The organism is Aphanizomenon flos-aquae FACHB-1287 (assembly GCF_014698755.1).
GTDB classification, from domain to species: Bacteria; Cyanobacteriota; Cyanobacteriia; order Cyanobacteriales; family Nostocaceae; genus Dolichospermum; species Dolichospermum flosaquae.
Genome location: NZ_JACJTO010000029.1, coordinates 17598 through 37304 on the forward strand (window position 1 = coordinate 17598; position 19707 = coordinate 37304).

The 19707-nt window shown below is 39.2% G+C and carries 18 protein-coding genes; 6 read left to right on the top strand and 12 right to left on the bottom strand.

Annotated elements, in window-relative coordinates:
- Positions 1–63: 63 nt before the first annotated feature.
- A complete protein-coding gene (gene grpE / locus H6G44_RS14050) occupies positions 64–738 on the bottom strand; it encodes a nucleotide exchange factor GrpE (RefSeq protein WP_190387281.1) in 675 nt (224 codons plus the stop codon).
- A gap of 485 nt (positions 739–1223) precedes the next feature.
- Between grpE and H6G44_RS14055 the strand changes: the two genes are divergently transcribed.
- The 3 genes from H6G44_RS14055 (at position 1224) to H6G44_RS14065 (ending at position 5688) form a co-directional block, all read left to right on the top strand.
- On the top strand, positions 1224–3224 hold the full coding sequence (locus tag H6G44_RS14055; protein WP_190387280.1) for a GspE/PulE family protein: 2001 nt from the start codon (positions 1224–1226) through the stop codon (positions 3222–3224).
- A 63-nt stretch (positions 3225–3287) separates the two neighbouring features.
- Positions 3288–4388, top strand: coding sequence for a type IV pilus twitching motility protein PilT (locus tag H6G44_RS14060; protein ID WP_190387279.1), 1101 nt, complete (start codon positions 3288–3290; stop codon positions 4386–4388).
- A gap of 76 nt (positions 4389–4464) precedes the next feature.
- Positions 4465–5688, top strand: coding sequence for a type II secretion system F family protein (locus H6G44_RS14065; RefSeq protein ID WP_190387278.1), 1224 nt, complete (start codon positions 4465–4467; stop codon positions 5686–5688).
- Between the two features lie 61 nt (positions 5689–5749).
- Here H6G44_RS14065 and H6G44_RS20765 read toward each other — a convergent pair whose 3' ends face one another.
- From H6G44_RS20765 to H6G44_RS14080, 3 genes are all read right to left on the bottom strand, one after another.
- Complete coding sequence (locus tag H6G44_RS20765) at positions 5750–6037, bottom strand: hypothetical protein (protein WP_390802823.1); 288 nt, start codon at positions 6035–6037, stop codon at positions 5750–5752.
- A 96-nt stretch (positions 6038–6133) separates the two neighbouring features.
- Positions 6134–7825, bottom strand: a complete 1692-nt coding sequence (gene ilvD / locus H6G44_RS14075) for a dihydroxy-acid dehydratase (protein WP_190387277.1) — start codon at positions 7823–7825, stop codon at positions 6134–6136.
- A gap of 131 nt (positions 7826–7956) precedes the next feature.
- Positions 7957–8727: a pentapeptide repeat-containing protein gene (locus H6G44_RS14080; RefSeq protein WP_190387276.1), complete on the bottom strand. Its 771-nt coding sequence runs from the start codon at positions 8725–8727 to the stop codon at positions 7957–7959.
- A 133-nt stretch (positions 8728–8860) separates the two neighbouring features.
- On the opposite strand from H6G44_RS14080, the gene H6G44_RS14085 reads away from it, so the two are divergent.
- Positions 8861–9607 (top strand): DsbA family protein, encoded by a 747-nt coding sequence (locus tag H6G44_RS14085; RefSeq protein ID WP_190387304.1) that lies wholly within the window; start codon positions 8861–8863, stop codon positions 9605–9607.
- Between the two features lie 260 nt (positions 9608–9867).
- Here H6G44_RS14085 and H6G44_RS14090 read toward each other — a convergent pair whose 3' ends face one another.
- From H6G44_RS14090 to carA, 5 genes are all read right to left on the bottom strand, one after another.
- On the bottom strand, positions 9868–10170 hold the full coding sequence (locus H6G44_RS14090) for a DUF1816 domain-containing protein (protein ID WP_190387275.1): 303 nt from the start codon (positions 10168–10170) through the stop codon (positions 9868–9870).
- A gap of 130 nt (positions 10171–10300) precedes the next feature.
- Positions 10301–11407 carry a 23S rRNA (guanosine(2251)-2'-O)-methyltransferase RlmB gene (gene rlmB, locus H6G44_RS14095; protein WP_420867567.1) on the bottom strand — a complete coding sequence of 369 codons (1107 nt, stop codon included), beginning with the start codon at positions 11405–11407 and terminating at the stop codon, positions 10301–10303.
- 418 nt (positions 11408–11825) lie between these two features.
- On the bottom strand, positions 11826–12305 hold the full coding sequence (locus H6G44_RS14100) for a Mini-ribonuclease 3 (RefSeq protein WP_190387274.1): 480 nt from the start codon (positions 12303–12305) through the stop codon (positions 11826–11828).
- Between the two features lie 509 nt (positions 12306–12814).
- Complete coding sequence (locus H6G44_RS14105) at positions 12815–13168, bottom strand: STAS domain-containing protein (RefSeq protein ID WP_311138811.1); 354 nt, start codon at positions 13166–13168, stop codon at positions 12815–12817.
- Between the two features lie 162 nt (positions 13169–13330).
- On the bottom strand, positions 13331–14488 hold the full coding sequence (gene carA / locus H6G44_RS14110) for a glutamine-hydrolyzing carbamoyl-phosphate synthase small subunit (protein ID WP_190387273.1): 1158 nt from the start codon (positions 14486–14488) through the stop codon (positions 13331–13333).
- Between the two features lie 228 nt (positions 14489–14716).
- Between carA and H6G44_RS14115 the strand changes: the two genes are divergently transcribed.
- Positions 14717–15760 carry a retropepsin-like aspartic protease family protein gene (locus H6G44_RS14115; protein WP_190387272.1) on the top strand — a complete coding sequence of 348 codons (1044 nt, stop codon included), beginning with the start codon at positions 14717–14719 and terminating at the stop codon, positions 15758–15760.
- Here H6G44_RS14115 and trpD read toward each other — a convergent pair.
- Both trpD and H6G44_RS14125 read right to left on the bottom strand, forming a co-directional pair.
- Entirely contained in the window at positions 15690–16766 is a 1077-nt protein-coding gene (gene trpD / locus H6G44_RS14120; protein ID WP_242031750.1) for an anthranilate phosphoribosyltransferase, read from the bottom strand. The genes H6G44_RS14115 and trpD overlap by 71 nt on opposite strands.
- A 62-nt stretch (positions 16767–16828) precedes the next feature.
- Positions 16829–17674: a DNA adenine methylase gene (locus tag H6G44_RS14125; protein WP_190387271.1), complete on the bottom strand. Its 846-nt coding sequence runs from the start codon at positions 17672–17674 to the stop codon at positions 16829–16831.
- Between the two features lie 92 nt (positions 17675–17766).
- On the opposite strand from H6G44_RS14125, the gene H6G44_RS14130 reads away from it, so the two are divergent.
- Positions 17767–18492 (top strand): cytochrome b/b6 domain-containing protein, encoded by a 726-nt coding sequence (locus H6G44_RS14130; RefSeq protein WP_190387270.1) that lies wholly within the window; start codon positions 17767–17769, stop codon positions 18490–18492.
- 77 nt (positions 18493–18569) lie between these two features.
- Here the strand turns inward: H6G44_RS14130 and H6G44_RS14135 are convergent, their stop codons facing one another.
- Positions 18570–19688 (bottom strand): hypothetical protein, encoded by a 1119-nt coding sequence (locus H6G44_RS14135; protein WP_190387269.1) that lies wholly within the window; start codon positions 19686–19688, stop codon positions 18570–18572.
- Between the last annotated feature and the right edge of the window lie 19 nt (positions 19689–19707).

Sequence of the window (19707 nt, forward strand, 5' to 3'; positions counted from 1 at the left end):
CCGTGCATAAGACTAGTATAAGGCTGTTAAACTTTAAATATCAACAGCCCCATACTGTTTCGGTTAACTATTATCTTCCCCTGAAGAATCTTCCGAGACTGAAGATAGATCTTCTCTGGGAGCAGCCACTTTTACCAGTGCATGACGCAGTACACGCTCACCAAAATAATAACCCCGAACTAACTCTTCTAAAACTGTTCCTTCTGGATATTCATCCGTAGGTTCTCGCATAACTGCTTCATGTAAATTCGGGTCAAATTCTTGACCTTCAGGACGCATGGGAGCTACACCCAACCGTTTTAGGCAGTCCACCAATTGTTTATAAACTCCTTGATAACTCTTATGAATTGTTATTTCCCCTTCCGACTGGGGTTTAAGGTGCGCTCGGGCTCTCTCAAAATTATCAACTACGGGCAGCAATTCTGTGATTGTATTTCGCTTTACCTGTAAATCAAGTTCTTCTTTTTCCTTCGCAGTGCGTTTGCGGTAATTTTCAAAATCTGCCGCAATCCGCATATATTGAGAACTACGCTCTTCCAGTTGAATTTTAAGAGTTTCAATTTGTTGAGTTAAATCTGACAAGACAGCGACATCTAACTGAATAGGATTTGCTGTAGCGTCACCATATTCTTTAGTGAGTATATTCTCTTCCTGTTCATTTATTTGGTTTGCTGCTTGGTCATTAATCTCGCTACCAGACTGGTTGGAGTTAATTTCGGATGCGGAGTCGCTTTTCATTGCTTGCTATACCTCTATCAGTTCGCCCAATTACTGGCTTATAAGAACATAGGCTGAAAATCCCAGAATTGAAACCTAAAAAATCAAAAACTTTTAGGTGGTCTTTGAATTCGTGGATTAAAGCCCTGTGGGGAATTGAGCCCCAGTGACTTATGATGTTATACTATTTGTAACAGGAAAGGTGATTAACCTGTATAAAAAAACAAATGCCTAATGGTTTTTTTGGTTTTTGACACTAGGATTCCAGTTTAAATTGATTTTACCCCTTTTTTCCTCCTTCTTTCTATATGACTTACACCAACTCTCGCCATCACCAAAAAATTTTTATGGCTAGGTTATACTAGCCATCAACAAACTCTAATTATAAATATTTTTACATATAAAGCTTGTTGACTGAAATTTAATACATTATTAATGATAATTATCTACCACAGTATGGGAATACTCAAAAAAAGGCTTCCCTACTCTCACCCCATTAATTGCTTATGACTTATTCATCACCACAACGTCGCAGCACCGCGCTGACCACAAAAACTGAGTTTTCACCTTTTGCTAATAAGCTAGTTACATCTGGCTATGTCAGTAATGAACAGATGAGACAGGCCATGATTGCCAGCCGTAAGTCTCATAAACCATTAACAGAAGTCTTAGAATCAATTACTAAGCGAAAATTATCACCTGAGGTTGTCATTGAGTACAAAAAACAACATTTATTTGAACTCAAGATTTTGTACGGTGTTGAGTGCCTTGATCCGGAAATTAACCAAATTGATACCACAAAGGTGGAGAATTTAATTCAAACCCTGATTCCTGTGGATATATGTCGTCGACATCAATTAGTTCCATTGTTAAGGGATGACCAGCAAGACCCTCCTTATGTTTTGGTGGCGATGGTTGATCCAGATAATTTAGATGCCTCTGATGATCTAAACCGGATCTTGCGCCGGGAAAGCTTGTCTTTGCAGCGCAGGGTAATTACTGAGAGAGATTATCAGAAGATCATCAATAAATACTTAAACGAAGAGACTGCCCGTCAAAAACTATTAGAACAGCAAAAGACCTATGATGTTAAGGCGGATTTAGACCACTTAGAGACCCTATCCATAGATGAGAGTATTGATGATGATGTTGATTTAGATAATGCAATGAAGGGTGCTGATGATGCACCAATCATTAAACTTGTGAATCGGATCTTGTTGAAGGCCTTAAATGATGGTGTTTCAGATATTCATATTGAACCCCAAGAAGAATATCTGAGAGTTCGTTTCCGTAAAGACGGTATATTACGCGAGGCATTTGAAAATATGCCGAAAAAAATTATCCCAGCAGTGACGGCGCGATTTAAAATTATTTCTAACCTGGACATTGCCGAGAGACGTTTACCTCAAGATGGACGTATCCGACGTGTATTTGCCGGACGGAAGGTGGATTTCCGGGTAAATACTCTCCCTAGTCGCTATGGAGAAAAGGTGGTTCTGCGGATTTTAGATAACTCTTCTACTCAATTGGGCTTAGATAAGTTAATTACTGATCCAGAAACCTTGAGGATTGTTAAAGATATGGTTAGCAAGCCCTTCGGCTTAATTTTGGTCACAGGACCAACTGGCTCTGGTAAAACCACTTCTTTATATTCCGCACTATCTGAAAAGAATGATCCTGGTATTAATATCAGTACCGTAGAAGATCCGATTGAGTACAGTTTACCGGGGATTACTCAAGTACAGGTAATTCGGGAAAAAGGGTTAGATTTCTCCACGGCTTTGCGGGCTTTTTTGCGTCAAGATCCAGATGTGTTACTGGTGGGGGAAACACGGGATAAGGAAACGGCCAAAACGGCAATTGAAGCCTCTTTAACGGGTCACTTGGTGTTAACCACCTTACACACTAATGATGCTCCAGGGGCGATCGCTCGCTTAGGAGAAATGGGTATTGAACCTTTTATGATTTCCAGTTCTTTAATTGGGGTTTTAGCACAACGTCTAGTTCGTCGTGTGTGTTCGGAATGTCGGATTCCCTATGCGCCTACCATTGAAGAATTAGCTCGTTATGGTCTATCAGCCTCCCAAGAAGGACAGGTGACTTTCTATAAAGCCAATACCATTCCACCAGAGGAAATAACTACCCATAAAGATCTTTGTCCAAAATGTAATGGTATTGGCTACAAGGGACGTTGTGGGGTTTATGAAGTGATGCGGATTACTGAGGAGTTACAAGTCCTCATTAACAAGGAAGCGCCTACGGAAAGGATTAAAGAAGTGGCTGTGGAGCAGGGAATGAAAACCTTACTAGCTTACAGTTTGGATTTAGTCCGTCAAGGTGCAACTACCCTAGAGGAGGTGGAACGAGTAACATTTACAGATAATGGTTTAGAGGCTGAATTAAAAGCCAAACGAAAAAGTGGTCTGACTTGTTTAAATTGTAGTGGAGAATTACAACCGGAATGGTTAGATTGTCCTTACTGTATGACACCTCGCTTTCTAGACTAGTCAAGGATTTTGAGTTGAGAATTTTAAGTTTTTCATTGTTAATTAATTGGGGGGAATCAGACTATGGAAATGATGATTGAAGACTTAATGGAGCAATTGATTGATAAGGGTGGTTCGGATTTACACCTATCCGCTGGCTTGCCTCCCTATTTTCGGATTAGTGGACATCTGACACCCATTGGTGAACATATATTGACTGTTGATGAGTGTCAAAGACTAATTTTTAGTATGCTCAATGGTAGTCAGCGCAAAATCTTGGAGCAAACATGGGAATTAGATTGTTCTTACGGTGTGAAGGGATTAGCTCGCTTTCGGGTCAATGTCTATAAAGAACGTGGTGCTTATGCGGCTTGTTTACGAGCATTAAGTTCTAAAATTCCTAACTTTGAAAAATTAGGTTTGCCAGATATAGTCCGAGAAATGACGGAAAAACCAAGAGGACTAATTTTAGTAACCGGTCCAACTGGTTCTGGTAAAACTACTACCCTAGCAGCAATGATTGATTTAATTAACCGGACTAGGGCGGAACATATCTTAACAGTTGAAGACCCCGTGGAATTTGTTTATGAACCAATTAAAAGTCTAGTTCACCAACGTCAATTAGGAGAAGATACGAAGAGTTTTGCTAATGCTTTAAAAGCAGCTTTACGAGAAGATCCTAATATTATTCTAGTAGGGGAAATGCGGGATTTAGAAACTATTTCCTTGGCGATTTCCGCAGCAGAAACAGGTCACTTGGTATTTGGTACACTACATACAAGTTCTGCGGCACAAACTGTTGACCGGATGATTGATGTTTTCCCAGCAGAAAGACAAACTCAAGTGCGGGTACAGTTATCTAACTCTCTAGTAGCGGTTTTTAGTCAAACTTTAGTACCTAAGAAAAATCCTAAACCAGGTGAATATGGTCGGATAATGGCTCAAGAAATTATGATTATCACTCCCGCTATTTCTAACTTGATTCGGGAAGGAAAGACAGCACAAATTTACTCAGCTATTCAGACTGGTGGCAAAGTGGGAATGCAAACTTTAGAAAAAGTTTTAGCGGATTTGTATAAAGCTGGAGCTATTTCTTTTGAATCAGCAATATCTAAAACCTCAAAACCAGATGAAGTACAGCGTCTAATTGGTGGGATAGCTCCAACGACGGTTAAAGTACGTTAAATGAAATAGGGAACAGGGAACAGGGGAAATATTTACCAATCATCAATTACCAATATCAAAATTTTAAATTAATATTATGCCTACCTATGTCGCTCGTATTCGTGACTCTCAAGGAACATCCAAAACTAAAAAAGTTACCGCAGCCTCCTTAACTGAAGCTCGCAGTAATATCAGAAATCAGGGTTTTGCAATTCAAGATATCAAAGAATCTCAAAGTCTGGCTTCCCGATTTGATCTAGAAAAAATTCAAAATTCTTTTGTCAAGGTTTCTATTAAGGATAAAGCCGTTTTTTCTCGGCAATTTGCTGCTTTGGTAAATGCCGGAGTAGCTATAGTTAGAAGTTTGGGTTTGCTATCTGAACAGTCTGGTAATCCTAAACTTAAAGCGGCCTTGACAGAAATTAGTGCTGATGTCCAAACTGGAGTTAGTCTTTCCGATGCTATGCGTAAACATCCCGATTGTTTTGATGGTTTGTATGTAAGTATGATCCAAGCGGGGGAAATTGGGGGCGTGTTAGATGAGGTTTTAAATCGTCTAGCTAAATTATTAGAAGATGTATCACGATTGCAGAACCAAATTAAATCGGCTCTATCTTATCCAGTAGTAGTAGGTTTTTTGGCAACTGCTATTTTTCTAGGGATGACAATTTTTTTAATTCCAATTTTTGCAAATATTTTCAAAGATATAGGTGTAGAATTACCAGCACTTACACAATTTTTGATGACTTGTAGTGAAGTATTACGAAGTTATTGGTCTTTATTGATTATCGCCATTTTGTTTGCATTATCTTTTGCCTATCAGCAGTATTATAAAACCCCTTTTGGTAAGTTAAATATTGATGGTCTTTCTCTAAAAGTTCCTTTGTTTGGTGATTTGATTCAAAAATCTTCCATTGCAAGATTTAGTAGAACTTTTGGTTCATTAACTCGTTCTGGAGTCCCGATTTTAACCTGCTTAGAAATTGTGCGGGATACATCAGGAAACCAGGTTATTGCTAATGCCATTGACGCTGCTCGTGAAGAGGTTCAACAGGGAGGGATGATTAGTGTTGCTTTACTAAAAGAAAATGTTTTTCCGATGATGGCAATTCAGATGATGAGTATTGGTGAAGAAACGGGACAACTAGATGGAATGTTGATGAAAGTTGCCGATTTCTACGAAGATGAAGTAGAACAGGCAGTTAAGGCGCTCACCAGCATTTTAGAACCGGTGATGATTGTGGTACTGGGGGGAATGGTGGGGACGATTTTACTGGCTATGTATTTGCCAATGTTCAAAGTATTTGAAAAGCTGGGTTAAGAAAAGGTTTTAAAATCAAAAGGGTTGAGCTTTGTGACCCTTTACCCTTACTTAATCTCCTTTAAATACTATCAGGATCTACACCCAAAGCCTTTAATCTTTCCGCTAATAATTGAGCGCGTTCATCACCAGTCGCTAAAATTGTACCATCTTCGTAACACCAACGCAACCAAGAACTATGTCTACCTTCAATATTTGTTGAGCTTTTGTGCAGCCCAATCTTTAAATTATGAAAACTTCCGTTAGATTTACTAATGACTGTTCCTACTGAAAATATTTTAATACAAAATATAGATCCCCGAATTATTAAATACGTCGAGGATCTCTTACAGCGTTTTCCGCTGAACATGAGGTACAAAGTTGAATTATCAAACTCTTGTGGTGCGGGCCTCTTGCCCGCTAGATATGTACCTCATAACACCGGGAAGTGGTGTATAATTACTAATTAGTAAGTAAATAAATCCAAATCTGTCACTGCACCCACACTACTAGATGATACCAGTTTGGCATATTTTGCCAGTACCCCTTTAGTATATCGGGGTGGAAGTGGTTGCCAATTTGCGCGACGAATCCCTAATTCTGCTTCGGATACATTCAGTTGCAACAAACGTCCCTTAGCATCAATAGTAATGCTATCACCTTCTACTACTAAAGCTATATTACCACCTACAGCCGCTTCTGGGGCAACATGACCGACCACCATACCGTAAGTACCACCAGAAAACCGTCCGTCGGTAATTAATCCTACAGAGTCACCTAACCCAGCCCCAATAATGGCCGAAGTCGGGGCCAGCATTTCTCTCATACCCGGTCCCCCCTTTGGTCCTTCATAGCGGATAACAATCACATCCCCGGCTTTGATATTTCCAGCTAAAATAGCATCTAAACAGGATTCTTCTGATTCAAATACTCTTGCCGGTCCTGTAATCACAGGTTTTTTAACTCCGGTAATTTTTGCTACTGCCCCTTCCGTGGCTAGGTTGCCCTTGAGAATAGCTAAGTGTCCTTGAGCATACATCGGATTATTCCAGGGACGAATTACGTCTTGGTCTGTCCGTGGTTCTGCGGGGATGTCGGCTAAAACTTCGGCGACGGTTTGCCCGGAAATTGTCATACAATCCCCATGGAGTAAATCACGCGCTAATAGCATTTTCATGACTTGGGGAATACCGCCAGCTTTGTGTAAATCCGTGGCCACATATCTACCACTAGGTTTTAAATCACACAAAACGGGAACACGTCCGCGAATGGTTTCAAAGTCGTCTATTATTAATTCTACACCAGCAGCGCGGGCGATCGCTAGAAAATGTAATACTGCATTAGTAGAACCACCCACAGCCATAATAATGGAAATGGCGTTTTCTATAGATTTGCGGGTGATAATTTGTCGGGGTAATATCTGCTTGCGAATGGCTTCGACAAGGACAACGGCTGATTGTTCGGTGCTGTCGGCTTTTTCTGGGTCTTCAGCAGCCATTGTGGAGGAGTAGGGTAAACTCATGCCCATTGCTTCAAATGCTGAGGACATGGTATTAGCCGTAAACATCCCTCCACATGAACCTGCACCTGGGCAAGCACCCCGTTCAACTGCTAACAGTTCATTTTCGTCAATTTTTCCCGCGCTGTACTGGCCAACAGCTTCAAAGGAACTAACAACAGTTAAATCTTTACCGTCATAATGTCCGGGTTTGATTGTGCCACCATAAACAAAGATAGCAGGGATATTCATCCGCGCCATAGCTAACATTGCCCCTGGCATATTTTTATCACAACCACCAATGGCTAATACACCGTCCATACTTTGCCCTGTACAGACTGTTTCAATGGAATCAGCAATTACTTCCCGTGATACTAGGGAGCATTTCATGCCTTCTGTTCCCATGGAAATACCGTCACTAATGGTAATTGTCCCGAAAACTTGGGGCATGGCACCAGCGGTTTTAATCGCACTTTGCGCCTTTTGTGCCAGTTCGTTAATTCCCATGTTACAAGGGGTAATGGTGCTGTAAGCATTGGCTACACCAACAATGGCTTTGTTGAAATCTGCATCTTCAAAACCTACAGCCCTTAGCATAGCACGATTGGGCGATCGCTGTACCCCTTGTGTGATAGCTTTACTCTTAAAATTGTCTGACATCTATTTTTTCCCTTGTTTACGATTATTTATGAGTATTCCTTGTACTAAATTTAATCAGATTTCTAGAATAATTAACCGCAGATGAACGCAGATGAACGCAGATAGAAAATCATGATTGAATGGGCTTGAGATTAGAAGGGTAGAAACTGTAATAGGACTGAACCTAAACTTCCCACAAAATCCATAAAGCTAGGTTTACCCGTATTCACTGTTTCGGTATAGGGTGTTTTTAATTCTATAATGAAAGCTTGCGCTGTTTTCAGTCCTTCGGCATTTTTGGTTTTTTCAAATAATTCTGCTGCCTTTTGAGCATCTTTTAAGGCATTATTTCTGTCTAAACTTTGATAACTAGCGACACCACGGGCTAAATATGCCCCTGCATAGTCTGGTTGTAGGGCAATAGCTCGACTAAAATAATCAATAGCTGGGTTCAGATTCCCCTTTTCTGCGGCCGCTACACCCCAAGCATAAAAATCTTCTGATTTGGCAATTTGTGAAGGTATTCCGACTGCACCTTGAAAATTTGTCCCTGTAATATTAGCACCTTTTAATTCAGCATTCATTAAAAAGGTATTTCTTAAATCAGCACCTGTTAAATTTGCCCCACTAAGTTTAGCTTCACTTAAATTTACACCAAATAAACTTGCACCGCTTAAATTTGCCCCCCGTAAATCAGCACCAGCTAAATTTGCTCGACTTAAATTTGCCCCTACAAGATTAGCACCGCTTAAATTAGCCCCAGATAAGTCAGCCATTACCAACCCAGCATTACTGAGAAGACATTTTGGGCATTGTTTACTTGCTAATAACTGTCTAATATCTTCATAATTTCCAGCTTGGACTGTACTTGATAAGTTGAATGTGAGTAACAATACAGATGTCAGCAAAATTGTACTGTTCATAATTTATATTTTTCACTCAAGTTTCTAGTTTAGTGTAGTGATTGGTAATTGGTAATTGTCAACTTTAGTTTAAAAATCTATATTTAGGAAAGGCATAATTTCGGAAATTTAGAAAATGTTATACTCTGCGAAAATGTTTAGAATTTTGACTCAGTTCCGTAATTTGGCAACTATTAGCTTAATCTGCTTGATATTAGGCTGGTCACTTCCTGCCCAAGCTGATGTTAAAATTGATCCCCAACTAGAACAACAGGTTTTAGAAATTATTCGCAAACACCCAGAAATCATTCTTGATTCTGTAGAAACATACCAGGAGAGACAGCAACAGAAATTACAACAATCACGACAAGAATTTATCAATAATTTTCAAGCAAATCCTCAAGCTATTATTGATGATTCTCCCACAATTGGTGCAAATAAATCAAAAACTGTATTGATAGAATTCTCGGATTTTGAATGTCCCTATTGTGCGGAAGCTAATAAAACTCTTAAAGGTTTACTAGCCAAATATCCTGGTAAATTCACCTTAGTTTATAAACACTTTCCCCTTTATCAAATTCATGATCAAGCCTTACCTGCAGCTACAGCCGCATGGGCAGCACATCAACAAGGTAAGTTTTGGGAATATCATAATACCTTGTTTGCCAATCAAAAACAACTGGGTGAGACTTTATATTTAGATACGGCTAAAAAGCTAAAGTTAAATCTCACAAAATTCAATAGTGATCGCAAATTAGCTAATAATTCCATTGGCAAAGACCTATTATTAGCACAAAAATTAGGACTAGGGGGAACACCTTCTTTTATCATTACCAGTCCGAATTTTTCTGGGCCTGTGAAGTTAACAGATATTGAAAAAATATTGCAGGGTAAACAATAATTTGATAATTGGGCTAATTTATACCAATTTTATCATTATTGCCAATAAATCTGCCTCTTTAGATAGAGGTGGCACGTACTGATTAACTGTTCTAATTGCAATAAGTGTAAGGAGTAGTCTTATGGGAAGTGATGAGTATAACTTTTCACTTCTCAATTCCTATTTTGAGAACATCCTCAAATCACAAAAAGTTAAATTGAGTATAGTTGTTCCCAGGACTAGCCCAGGAACGAGAGCAGCCTCTGAAATTGGTAATCAAACTAAATTTGACCGCTAAAGACAGGCTTTACTTTACGGTCAATCCATTCCCCCAAGTCTTCAGCAATTGTTAAAACATTGGGTTTACAGCGTTTGACATTCACTATAATTCCCTGAGCTCCTTCAATTTCCAAATCTTCTATATAGCCATTGCTGGCCTCACTTGCTTCTGCAGAACTCAGAAACGGACCGAAGTAGTATGTACAACTGGGGTTTTGTGTAATAACTTCTACCCACCAAGCAAGTCCGAGTCCATTGAATATATTAATTAACCCCTCTTGGAAGTTATTCAAAATCGCTTTCATGGTTTTCTTCGATTTATAAACGTGTAACTGGTTGTGTGCAAAGAGATTAGAGATTTATTGTCTTTCACATTGTTTTGTTTATGGTTACTAATTTCGTAGATTTTTATTTTCCACGAAATCAGCCTTTGTACTATGGTTTTTTCAAAGCAATTGTCTGTAGTTTATCAAGATATAGTGTATTCTGCGATTTTTGACGATAAATTTCGTAAAGTGCCATACCAGTTGCCACAGAAGCATTAAGGCTAGGAGTCTTACCTTGTAAGGGAATAGATACCAAAACATCACAAGAACGTTGTGTCAACATCCCCAGACCTTCACCTTCACCACCCACAACTAAAACTACAGGTCCGCTAAACTTAACGTTTTGTAATGGTTCGCTACCTGTAACCGCAGTTCCGTAAATCCAAAAACCTTCTTCTTTTAACTGTTCTAAAGCGCGACCGAGATTAACAACTCTAGACACAGGGAAGGTTTCTAAAGCACCTGCAGCAACTTTCACCACTGTGGAAGTAATTCCCGCTGCCCTTCTTTGGGGAATTACCAAACCATGAGCACCAATGGCCTCCGCTGTCCGAATAATTGCCCCTAAATTGTGGGGATCAGTAATACCATCAGCAACCACAATTACAGGGTCAGTAACAGATTTAGCCTTAGTAATTAGGTCTTCTAATTCAATATAGGCATAAGGAGCAATTTGAGCCGCTATCCCTTGATGATTGGCCCGACCAGTAATTTGGTCTAACCGCATTGGTTCAACTTCATCAATAACTGCACCATTATCCTTGGCTTGCAAAATCAAATGATGAAATCTGGGATCATAACGGAGACGGGTAGTAATCCAAAGACGGTTAATACTCCGTTCATTTTCTAATGCTGTCAAAACTGGATGACGACCGTAAATTAGATCACTCTCTTCTGTAGATGTAATTTCTGGAAGTTGTTGGGAAGATTGATACGCGGGACGGTATCTAGCCGTGAAGGATTTACCTTCAGCTAATGTAATTTCTGAGGATTGTTCAGAACCGTAGCGAGATGTCCGAGGTTTCCCAGTATAGGATTTACTTTCTTTATCCTTTCTCAATCTAATTTCTGGGGACTGTTCGGAATAGCGAGACGAGCGGGGTTTGACGGAATAGGATTTACCTTCTCTATCTACTTTAATTTCTGGGGACTGTTCGGAATAGCGAGACGAGCGGGGTTTTACAGAATAGGATTTACCTTCTCTATCTACTTTAATTTCTGGGGACTGCTCGGAATAGCGAGACGAGCGGGGTTTGACGGAATAGGATTTACCTTCTCTATCTACTTTAATTTCTGGGGGCTGCTCGGAATACCGAGACGAGCGGGGTTTGACGGAATAGGATTTACCTTCTCTATCTACTTTAATTTCTGGGGGCTGCTCGGAATACCGAGACGAGCGGGGTTTGATGGAAATGGGCTTACCGTCACTTTTACCTTGATTACGAGCAGGTTGGGAAATAACGTGCTTACCCTTGATTTTTACAGGTTGTCCACGTTTTGATTGTGCAGCAGAATGATTTTTTTTCGGTTGACTTGTCATAACAGTATTGAGATTTGATTTAAGTGAACAGTCCGATAACATCAATTTAATAAACCATTACAAATCAGTAACAATCGCTAGATGTAGCTTCTCACTATTTTTCTAGGGGAAGTTTTTGTAATAATTCGGTTAAACGGGGGTAATCAGTAAGATATAAGTAGCCAACTAAGGTTTCTAAACTAGTTGCCTGTTGATAAATTTCGGGATTGAGTCGTTTATGACGACTCGTGGCAGAGTTACGACCTCTGCGAACTATTTCTAATTCGTTACTCCTCAAGTAAGGAGTTAACATTCGCAAATGTAGCGCTTGTGTTTCTGCTCTTACCTGATCCACAACAGAACGATGGTAATTGTCCAACCGCTGTTGTGGCCACAGATAAAACATTCTAACATATAATTCATAAATTGCATCCCCCAAGTAGGCTAAAGCTGAGGGAGATATCTGTTTTATTTGGGCTGGGGATATTTGCTGGGGCAGTTGCGTCGCATTTACCAACCATTGGTCAATATCTGATGAATGCTGTGTAGCAGTTTCATCCTCTTCGTGTTGGCCTGTTTCCTCCTTTGACTTCACAGATTCATCATTCCTTAAAAAAGCACTACATCGGGAGACAATTTTGGCGAACACTACTCTGATTGCAAAAGCAATGTTCGCGTACTTAGCCTATTCTAAACTAGTAACAATTACCAAAAATTACTGATTTTGTTTGCTTGACCTTTGGGAGTTATTCGGAGTTGCCAGCCTAGACAAAACAACCTTTCAAATCGTTTGGTGTATTTACGATCAGGAAGAAAACCCAATAAACTCGTACAAATTTTGGGTTTCACTTTATTCTACCCAACCTACACAGTGCTGGGGATAACGTTATTCCCCCCAACCTATACAATTTTGGATTTCACTTTATTCTACCCAACCTACAATTTTTTTTAAAGACCTGTGTTGAGTTATATTTAACTTTTAACATGGTACATTAAATTAGGTGTTGTTACTTTATCACCAAAAGATAGATTTTTGCTTTACGAAAAATTAAGCTATCCAAGTTTAACACCGGATAGCCTAATTGAGATTTTCCATTCAAGCAATCAATTTGCTGGGATGTTTTCTACTGCTGCATCAACTGACGGTTGTAAAGACAGGAACTTTTCTAAGCGAACAAGCTTAACTGTTTGGGTAACGCGGGCATTAGTGACAATTTGGAAACTGCCTGTACTTCCGGGTTCAGGTTTAGCCAGTTTGGCCAATTGTACCAGCGCACCTAATCCCGAACTATCTACAAAGTCTATTTGTGAAAGATCCAAAATGATGTTTTTTGGACCTTCTTCAATTTTACTGCTGAGTGTCTTCCGAAATGTTGGCTCAGAGAATGCGTCTAATAAGCCCGTGAGGCGGAATAGCTGATAGTTATCCCGGACTTCGCGTGTACCTCTCAGGCTCACGGTTAGATTTAGTGGTTCAGCTATGATTTCCTCCTCGTTCTTTTTACTAAAAGTAAACGTTCTAGTGTAGATGGTTTTTGAGCAAGTTGTCCATTCTGGGGACTGGCAAAAATTTTTACTAATTACCAGTGTCCATTATGACATTTTTTATGTTTACTCAAGTTAGGCTTTTGTTCCTTGACGTGATGCTTGCATTTTTAACACAAATTGCTCAAACAAGTAATCAGCATCATGGGGTCCAGGACTGGCCTCTGGGTGATACTGGACAGAAAACACAGGTAGGGACTTATGACGGACTCCAGCTACTGTCAGATCATTAAGGTTAAAATGGCTAACTTCGACTGTGGCTGTGGGTAAGGAGTCTGGGTCAAGGGCAAAACTGTGATTTTGGCTGGTAATTTCTACTCGTTGTTGCAAGCCGGCTGGTTGATTTAAACCCCGATGTCCAAATTTTAGTTTAAATGTTTCTGCTCCGAGAGCATGACCTAAAATTTGGTGTCCCATACAAATTCCAAACATGGGTTTTTGTCTTTCCAGTAAGGCTCTGGTGGTGTTGATCCCTTCTGTGACTGCGGCGGGGTCTCCAGGTCCGTTGGAAAGGAAAATACCATCTGGATTGTATTTGAGAATTTCTTCTGGTTGTGTATCGGCAGGAACAACTATGACGCGACATCCATAACTGGCTAACCGTCGTAAAATATTCCGTTTGATACCAAAGTCTAAAGCAACAACGGTGAAGGTTTCCCTAATTTTAGTTACGGCTTCGGGGTTAAATTCCCAGGGGGGGGTTGTGGCTTCCAGCCATTCGTAAACTGTTGGTGTGGTGACTTCTTTGACTAGATTTAGTCCTGTCATGTTGGGAGCGGCTTGTACCATTTCTAACAATTCTGTTTCGTCAAGAATTGTTGTGGAAATGCCGCCATTCATCGCCCCCAAGGTGCGAATTTTTCGAGTGAGGGCGCGGGTGTCTATGCCGAAGATGCCCGGTATTTGGTGCTGTTGCAGGTAGTTGGGGAGGGATTGGGTGGAACGCCAGTTACTGGGTTTATAACATATATTCCGAGCGATCGCTCCCTTAACATGAGGTTGGGTTGATTCTTCGTCTTCGGAATTAATACCAGTGTTACCTAATTCTGGATAGGTAAAGATGACAATTTGACCGCAGTAACTAGGATCGGTTAACACTTCTTGATATCCGGTCATGCCTGTGTTAAATACGATTTCTCCAATGGCGGTTCCTGTAGCACCGAAGGACCAACCGCGATAGGTAGAGCCATCTGCTAGGACAAGTAGAGCAGGTGTTGCGTCAGATAGGGACATAGGTTGTTTGTAATTGGTAATTGGAGAGAAAAAGGGGTTTTATATCTTCTATAACTTATTTTTTTAGAAGACGGCAAAGGTATATTTTCTCATGGTTTATGAAGGTGGGGAGTCTACATCTACAATATTCATTTCTATAATTTTGAAATGATTCAACATTCAAGCATTTTTCATTAGGTGGGAGGAGTACACTTGGGAAGAGCAGCCAGGTCGGTTAAAACATTCACTATGCTTGAGCCTTTTTTGTCCCGGACAGCCCTCATTTTTTGTGCCGTTGGTTTAGCGGTTTTGACTGTTGCCTGTGAGCAAAATCAGCAGACAAAGACAACTGGTGAATCTCAACCATCTTTGTCAACTGGTAGTTTGGCGGCAATAGGTTCTTCTGCCCAACGTCAACAACTGTTAGCTAGTCCAAAATCAACACCACTAGAACTTTCTCCCACTGAATTAAGTCCTTTGGAAATGGCACTAAATAAAGCTGCTGGTGCTAAAAGTATCAGCCAATCTGCTGTATCTGTGGATGATTGGAATTTGGTGGTGAGTCAGTTACAAGATGCTATCGTTTTGATGAAGCAAATCCGACGTGATAGTGGCAATTTTTCCTTTGCTCAACGCCAAATTGTTGAATATCGCCGTCAAATTGCTAATGCTCGTCGAAAAGCTCAACCTAGAAATTTAGCATCTTCTGTAACTCAGCCGCAACCAGTGGTAATTAATGTTCCTAAACCGCAGAATACCGTCATAGTTCCCCCGGTCAAGGGATCAAAACTATCTTTATCTAAACCTACTCCTTCTCCATTAGCAATGCTTTCTGGCAACAAGGAGGTGTTTATTGCCCCAATTAAGCGACGTATCAGTGGCACACCAATTATTGAAGTTACCTTTAATGGGACACAACGATTTGAAATGATTGTGGATACGGGGGCGAGTGGAACTGTGATTACAAAGAAGATAGCAGCGGCTTTAGGGGTGGTACCTGTCGGTAAAGCTAAAGCTAATACGGCTAGTGCTAAGGCTGTAGAATTTCCCATTGGCTATCTTGATTCTATGGAAGTCGGGGGAATGACGGTAAGTAAGGTCCCAGTAGCGATCGCTGGTACGGAATTAGAAACAGGACTTTTAGGACATGATTTTTTCGGTAATTACGATGTAACTATCAAACGTAATGTGGTGGAATTTCGCCCCCAAACCCACTCAGAATCTAATCCCCCAGGAATTCAATTAAATGTTCCAACTTTGTCCAGGGACTACCGCTTTGTAAAATTTCTTTAGCTAGAGTTACCCCTTGAGCATGATTTAACCAGGGAACTGCACCTGCTACTTGTAATGCTAAGGAAGCATTTAAGGCTACTATGTCCTGTTGTGCTTGTGTCCCTTTCCCTTGTAAAACTCTTTGAAGAATGATGGCATTTTCTTGGACATTACCACCTTTAATAGCGGTAATGGGGGCGGGTATTAGTCCTGCTGCTTGGGGATCAATTGTATTTAATTCTACTTTACCATGCTTTAATATCGCCAAGTCAGTAATATCCCCTAAACCAGCTTCATCTAATTTTTCTCGACCATGTAAAACAATTGCTGTTTGTGTACCCAGGAGATTTAAGGCTTCTGCCATAGTTAATATCAGTTTAGGGTCAAATACACCAATTACCTGACCGGTGGGATTCAGGGGATTTACTAGGGGTCCAAGTAAGTTAAATACTGTTCTGACCTTGAGATTTCTTCGTAATGGGGCAACTGCTTTTAGTGCTGGATGCCACCCCGGTGCAAATAAAAAGGTAATTCCTACTTCTTGTACTGCTGCTTGGACTTTTTCACTCGCAGCAGTCAAATTAACACCCAATGCTTCTAAAACGTCAGCGCTTCCTGTGAGACTGGAGGCTGAACGACTACCATGTTTAGCGACGGGTACACCTGCGGCTGCTACCACAAAAGCTACTGCGGTGGAAATATTAAATGTGGAGGCTCCGTCACCACCAGTACCACAGGTATCAATTAATGGTAAAGGTGGGGTTTCTCCGCTTTTGTTGATAGGTACGGAAGATAGAGATTTTAATACTTCTGCCATTCCTGTTAATTCTTCAGCACAAACACCTTTAAAGTTTAAAGCCATTAAAATAGCCCCGGATAATTCTGGGGGAATAGCTTCTTTTATCCACCCTTGCATTAATTCGGCTGCTTGGGTGCGGGATAATGATTGACGTTCTAATAATTGTTTGAGCAGGTCGGACCAAATAGTAAAATCCATTGTTTGTTTTTTTGTAATGTTGGATTTCATTTTACCGAAAAATGGCTTTTTGTTTCACGCGGAGGCGCGAAGAAAGAACGCAATGATAAGGTTTAAGCAATGAGTTGAGATTTTTGTAATTTTTGTTTGATTTCATAATTACTAATGAATAGTTCTTGTCCTTTTTCGGCTTTTTTTTGTTTATAGTTGTTCATACCATATTGTAATTCCCATTCGGTGATATTTGCCCATTGAAAGTTTTCTCTAATTTCTGGGCAATTGTCATAGGTAATTAACCAGTTATGGGGACATTGTTTTAATGTTTGGGCAAGTCTTTGGTGATCAAATCCTGTATGTAAATCTCCTTTTTTACCATATAATTTGGATTTTTCGGCTTTGAAATAGGGAGGATCTAAAAATATGAATACGTCTTTTCCTGGTTCATTAATAAGATGGCTGTAATCCAAGTTGGTAATTTTTATATCTTGTGTTAAGATACTTTCTAATTTTTCCAGTCTATCTATGGATGAATTGGTAAATCTTTTATGAAAAGATTCTAAGGAAAAACCTCCTGATTCTATTGTTCCAGAAAATGTAATTCTATTCAGAACAAAAAAGCGCGTTGCTCTTTCTAAGTCTGATAAGGTGTTGATATCTACATGAGCTAATTTTGCAAAGAGTAATTTTCCATCTTGGTGATTTTCTTTAATTTGACGAACTGCGGAAACTAGTTTTGATAAATCAGATTTTGCCAAATGCCAAAATAAAAATAATTCTGGGTTTAAATCGTTAATGGAAATCTTTAAATTGGGAAATTGTTGTTTCAGATAAATGAAAACTGAACCACCACCCACAAAGGGTTCTCTAAATTCGGAAAACTTTTCTGGAAGATATTCAGAGATTGTTTTAATTGCTCTTGATTTTCCACCAGGATAACGGAGAGGACTTTTGATATTCATGTTGTTTGAGGTTCGAGAAGTGATAATATAAATTATACATTCTACGCAGCTACAGCAAAATTACCCATCTTCACAACCTACCATATCAGCTTATGAACCGTTCAACACCCTATCAACCCTTAATATTACGAATCCTGCATGGTATCAGCGGAACTTTAGTAATTGGCGCAATTATCAGTGGATTCTTAGTTTACAACACTTTTGACAAAAGATTTGGATATATTCCCCTACCCAAAATAAATCCTATTCAGGACATTCACGGGACATTAGCCGTATTTTTCCTAATTTTACTCCCATTTTTTGCTGTTTATAGTTTTCATGCTGGGAAAAGACGCTTATTACAACCAGACTCTATCCAAAATTTAACTCAATTTGGTAGACCAATTTGGTGGGTAAGTCTACAACGTTTAGCAAATACTAAAATGTTACTTGCTGGTGTTTTGGCGGTAGTTTCTGGCAGAATGATGAAGGAAGAATGGTTACCTACAGGAGAACTTGATCATGTTTGGTATTATGCTCATTTAATAGCTTGGTTAATTATGATTTGTTGTTTAGCAATTCATCTTTTGATGTCTGCTAAAGTGGGAGGTTTGCCATTATTACTGTCAATAATATCATGGAAATTTCGACCAGAAGATAGTCCTGTTAACTGGTATATTCGTTTGCGTGGTTGGTTGGGTAATTTTTCTACTAATATTAGGGAAGAAATTAATCAGTTTATGGACGGTAGTTTATTATTGAAAATAATCGAGGTGATTGTATTAGGGGGAATTATTGCAGCGTTTGTTTTACCTTTATTTTTTGGTGATACTGAATAATAAAAGGAGTTATTATGAAGGTTTTTAGTAATTGTATCTAAGAAAACTTTATTTACTCTTTGGAAAACATCACTTGGCTACCTTAAAGTCCTAAATATTACCCTTCCTGGATACTCTTGCTGATTAATTCTAGCATAAACTCGTAAACAAGTTAATACTTCACCAGGAGTACCACCACAGTCTAATTGTAAGTCATCTTTAGATAACTCACAAACGTCAGCATACAGTCCTGATAACTGTTTTAGTCTCACATCATTACCTGCTTTAACAGCTTTATCAGCAACTTTTCTCAGCAAACGACGGGATTCTTTTTGTAAATTTCCCCACCAAGAATAACGTTCAACAGGGGGAATAAATACTAGAGAATGAATGGCTTCATCCATGTCAATCCAAGCACATAAGTTAAACACTATATCAGTATTTTCATCGGATTTTTGGATGCGGTGAAAGCGATCATTCAAAGCATCAATATATTGATGACGTTGTTCCAATTTAGAATTTAAAGCAACGACATCAAAGCTAAAAACACTTTTTAAAGCATGATATAAGTCCTTATCTATTTCTATAAATTTAATATATAAAAGTAAAAATCCTGTCATTAAATATAAGTTTTCAGAAAGATGATTTTGATTAATTTCTGAATTTATTAACGCTTGTTGAGATAAACATAGTCCTTTCGCTTTAACTGTACCATTCAACCCTGGATAAATAATTTCATCACGCACAAATGGTAATTGTTCAAGATTATCATCATCTGCAATTGCCCCTATTTCCTGGGCAAATTCTAAAGCTTTATGTTGCCAAGATATAGCTAAATCTTCAGGAACTCGCAAAAGTTTTCTATGAATTTCGTTCCATAGTTCTTCATCAGTTTGACTTTGAATATGGGCATTACCTAAATAAAAATTTAATTCATTATCATCATTAAAAGCATCTTTTAATTTTAATAATTTTAATTCGTTTATTACTTGAGATTGTTTTACGACTGGTTCAAGAATTAAAGAATTTGGAGATGGTAAAGTTTGTAATAATTGATGAAGTTCTTCCAGGAGTTCTTCACATATTTGATATCCTGGATCAATTGGATATTCTTGATTTGCTTTTGTTAAAGTTGCGACTAATCCATATAAATTAAACCGCAATATTTTGGCTAATTCTGAGTTTTCTGTATTTAGTAGTTTATGTAAATACTGCATAATTTTATCAGGATGAAAA

Excerpts from the sequence above, each read along its gene's own strand:
- H6G44_RS14130 (WP_190387270.1), top strand. The coding sequence starts at position 17,767 with ATGAACCGTTCAACACCCTATCAACCCTTAATATTACGAATCCTGCAT.
- H6G44_RS14125 (WP_190387271.1), bottom strand. The coding sequence starts at position 17,674 with ATGAATATCAAAAGTCCTCTCCGTTATCCTGGTGGAAAATCAAGAGCA.
- grpE (WP_190387281.1), bottom strand. The coding sequence starts at position 738 with ATGAAAAGCGACTCCGCATCCGAAATTAACTCCAACCAGTCTGGTAGC.
- carA (WP_190387273.1), bottom strand. The coding sequence starts at position 14,488 with ATGTCCCTATCTGACGCAACACCTGCTCTACTTGTCCTAGCAGATGGC.
- H6G44_RS14085 (WP_190387304.1), top strand. The coding sequence starts at position 8,861 with ATGTTTAGAATTTTGACTCAGTTCCGTAATTTGGCAACTATTAGCTTA.
- ilvD (WP_190387277.1), bottom strand. The coding sequence starts at position 7,825 with ATGTCAGACAATTTTAAGAGTAAAGCTATCACACAAGGGGTACAGCGA.
- H6G44_RS14060 (WP_190387279.1), top strand. The coding sequence starts at position 3,288 with ATGGAAATGATGATTGAAGACTTAATGGAGCAATTGATTGATAAGGGT.
- H6G44_RS14065 (WP_190387278.1), top strand. The coding sequence starts at position 4,465 with ATGCCTACCTATGTCGCTCGTATTCGTGACTCTCAAGGAACATCCAAA.
- H6G44_RS14115 (WP_190387272.1), top strand. The coding sequence starts at position 14,717 with ATGCTTGAGCCTTTTTTGTCCCGGACAGCCCTCATTTTTTGTGCCGTT.
- H6G44_RS14055 (WP_190387280.1), top strand. The coding sequence starts at position 1,224 with ATGACTTATTCATCACCACAACGTCGCAGCACCGCGCTGACCACAAAA.
- H6G44_RS14080 (WP_190387276.1), bottom strand. The coding sequence starts at position 8,727 with ATGAACAGTACAATTTTGCTGACATCTGTATTGTTACTCACATTCAAC.
- H6G44_RS14135 (WP_190387269.1), bottom strand. The coding sequence starts at position 19,688 with ATGCAGTATTTACATAAACTACTAAATACAGAAAACTCAGAATTAGCC.
- trpD (WP_242031750.1), bottom strand. The coding sequence starts at position 16,766 with ATGAAATCCAACATTACAAAAAAACAAACAATGGATTTTACTATTTGG.
- H6G44_RS14090 (WP_190387275.1), bottom strand. The coding sequence starts at position 10,170 with ATGAAAGCGATTTTGAATAACTTCCAAGAGGGGTTAATTAATATATTC.
- H6G44_RS20765 (WP_390802823.1), bottom strand. The coding sequence starts at position 6,037 with ATGTTCAGCGGAAAACGCTGTAAGAGATCCTCGACGTATTTAATAATT.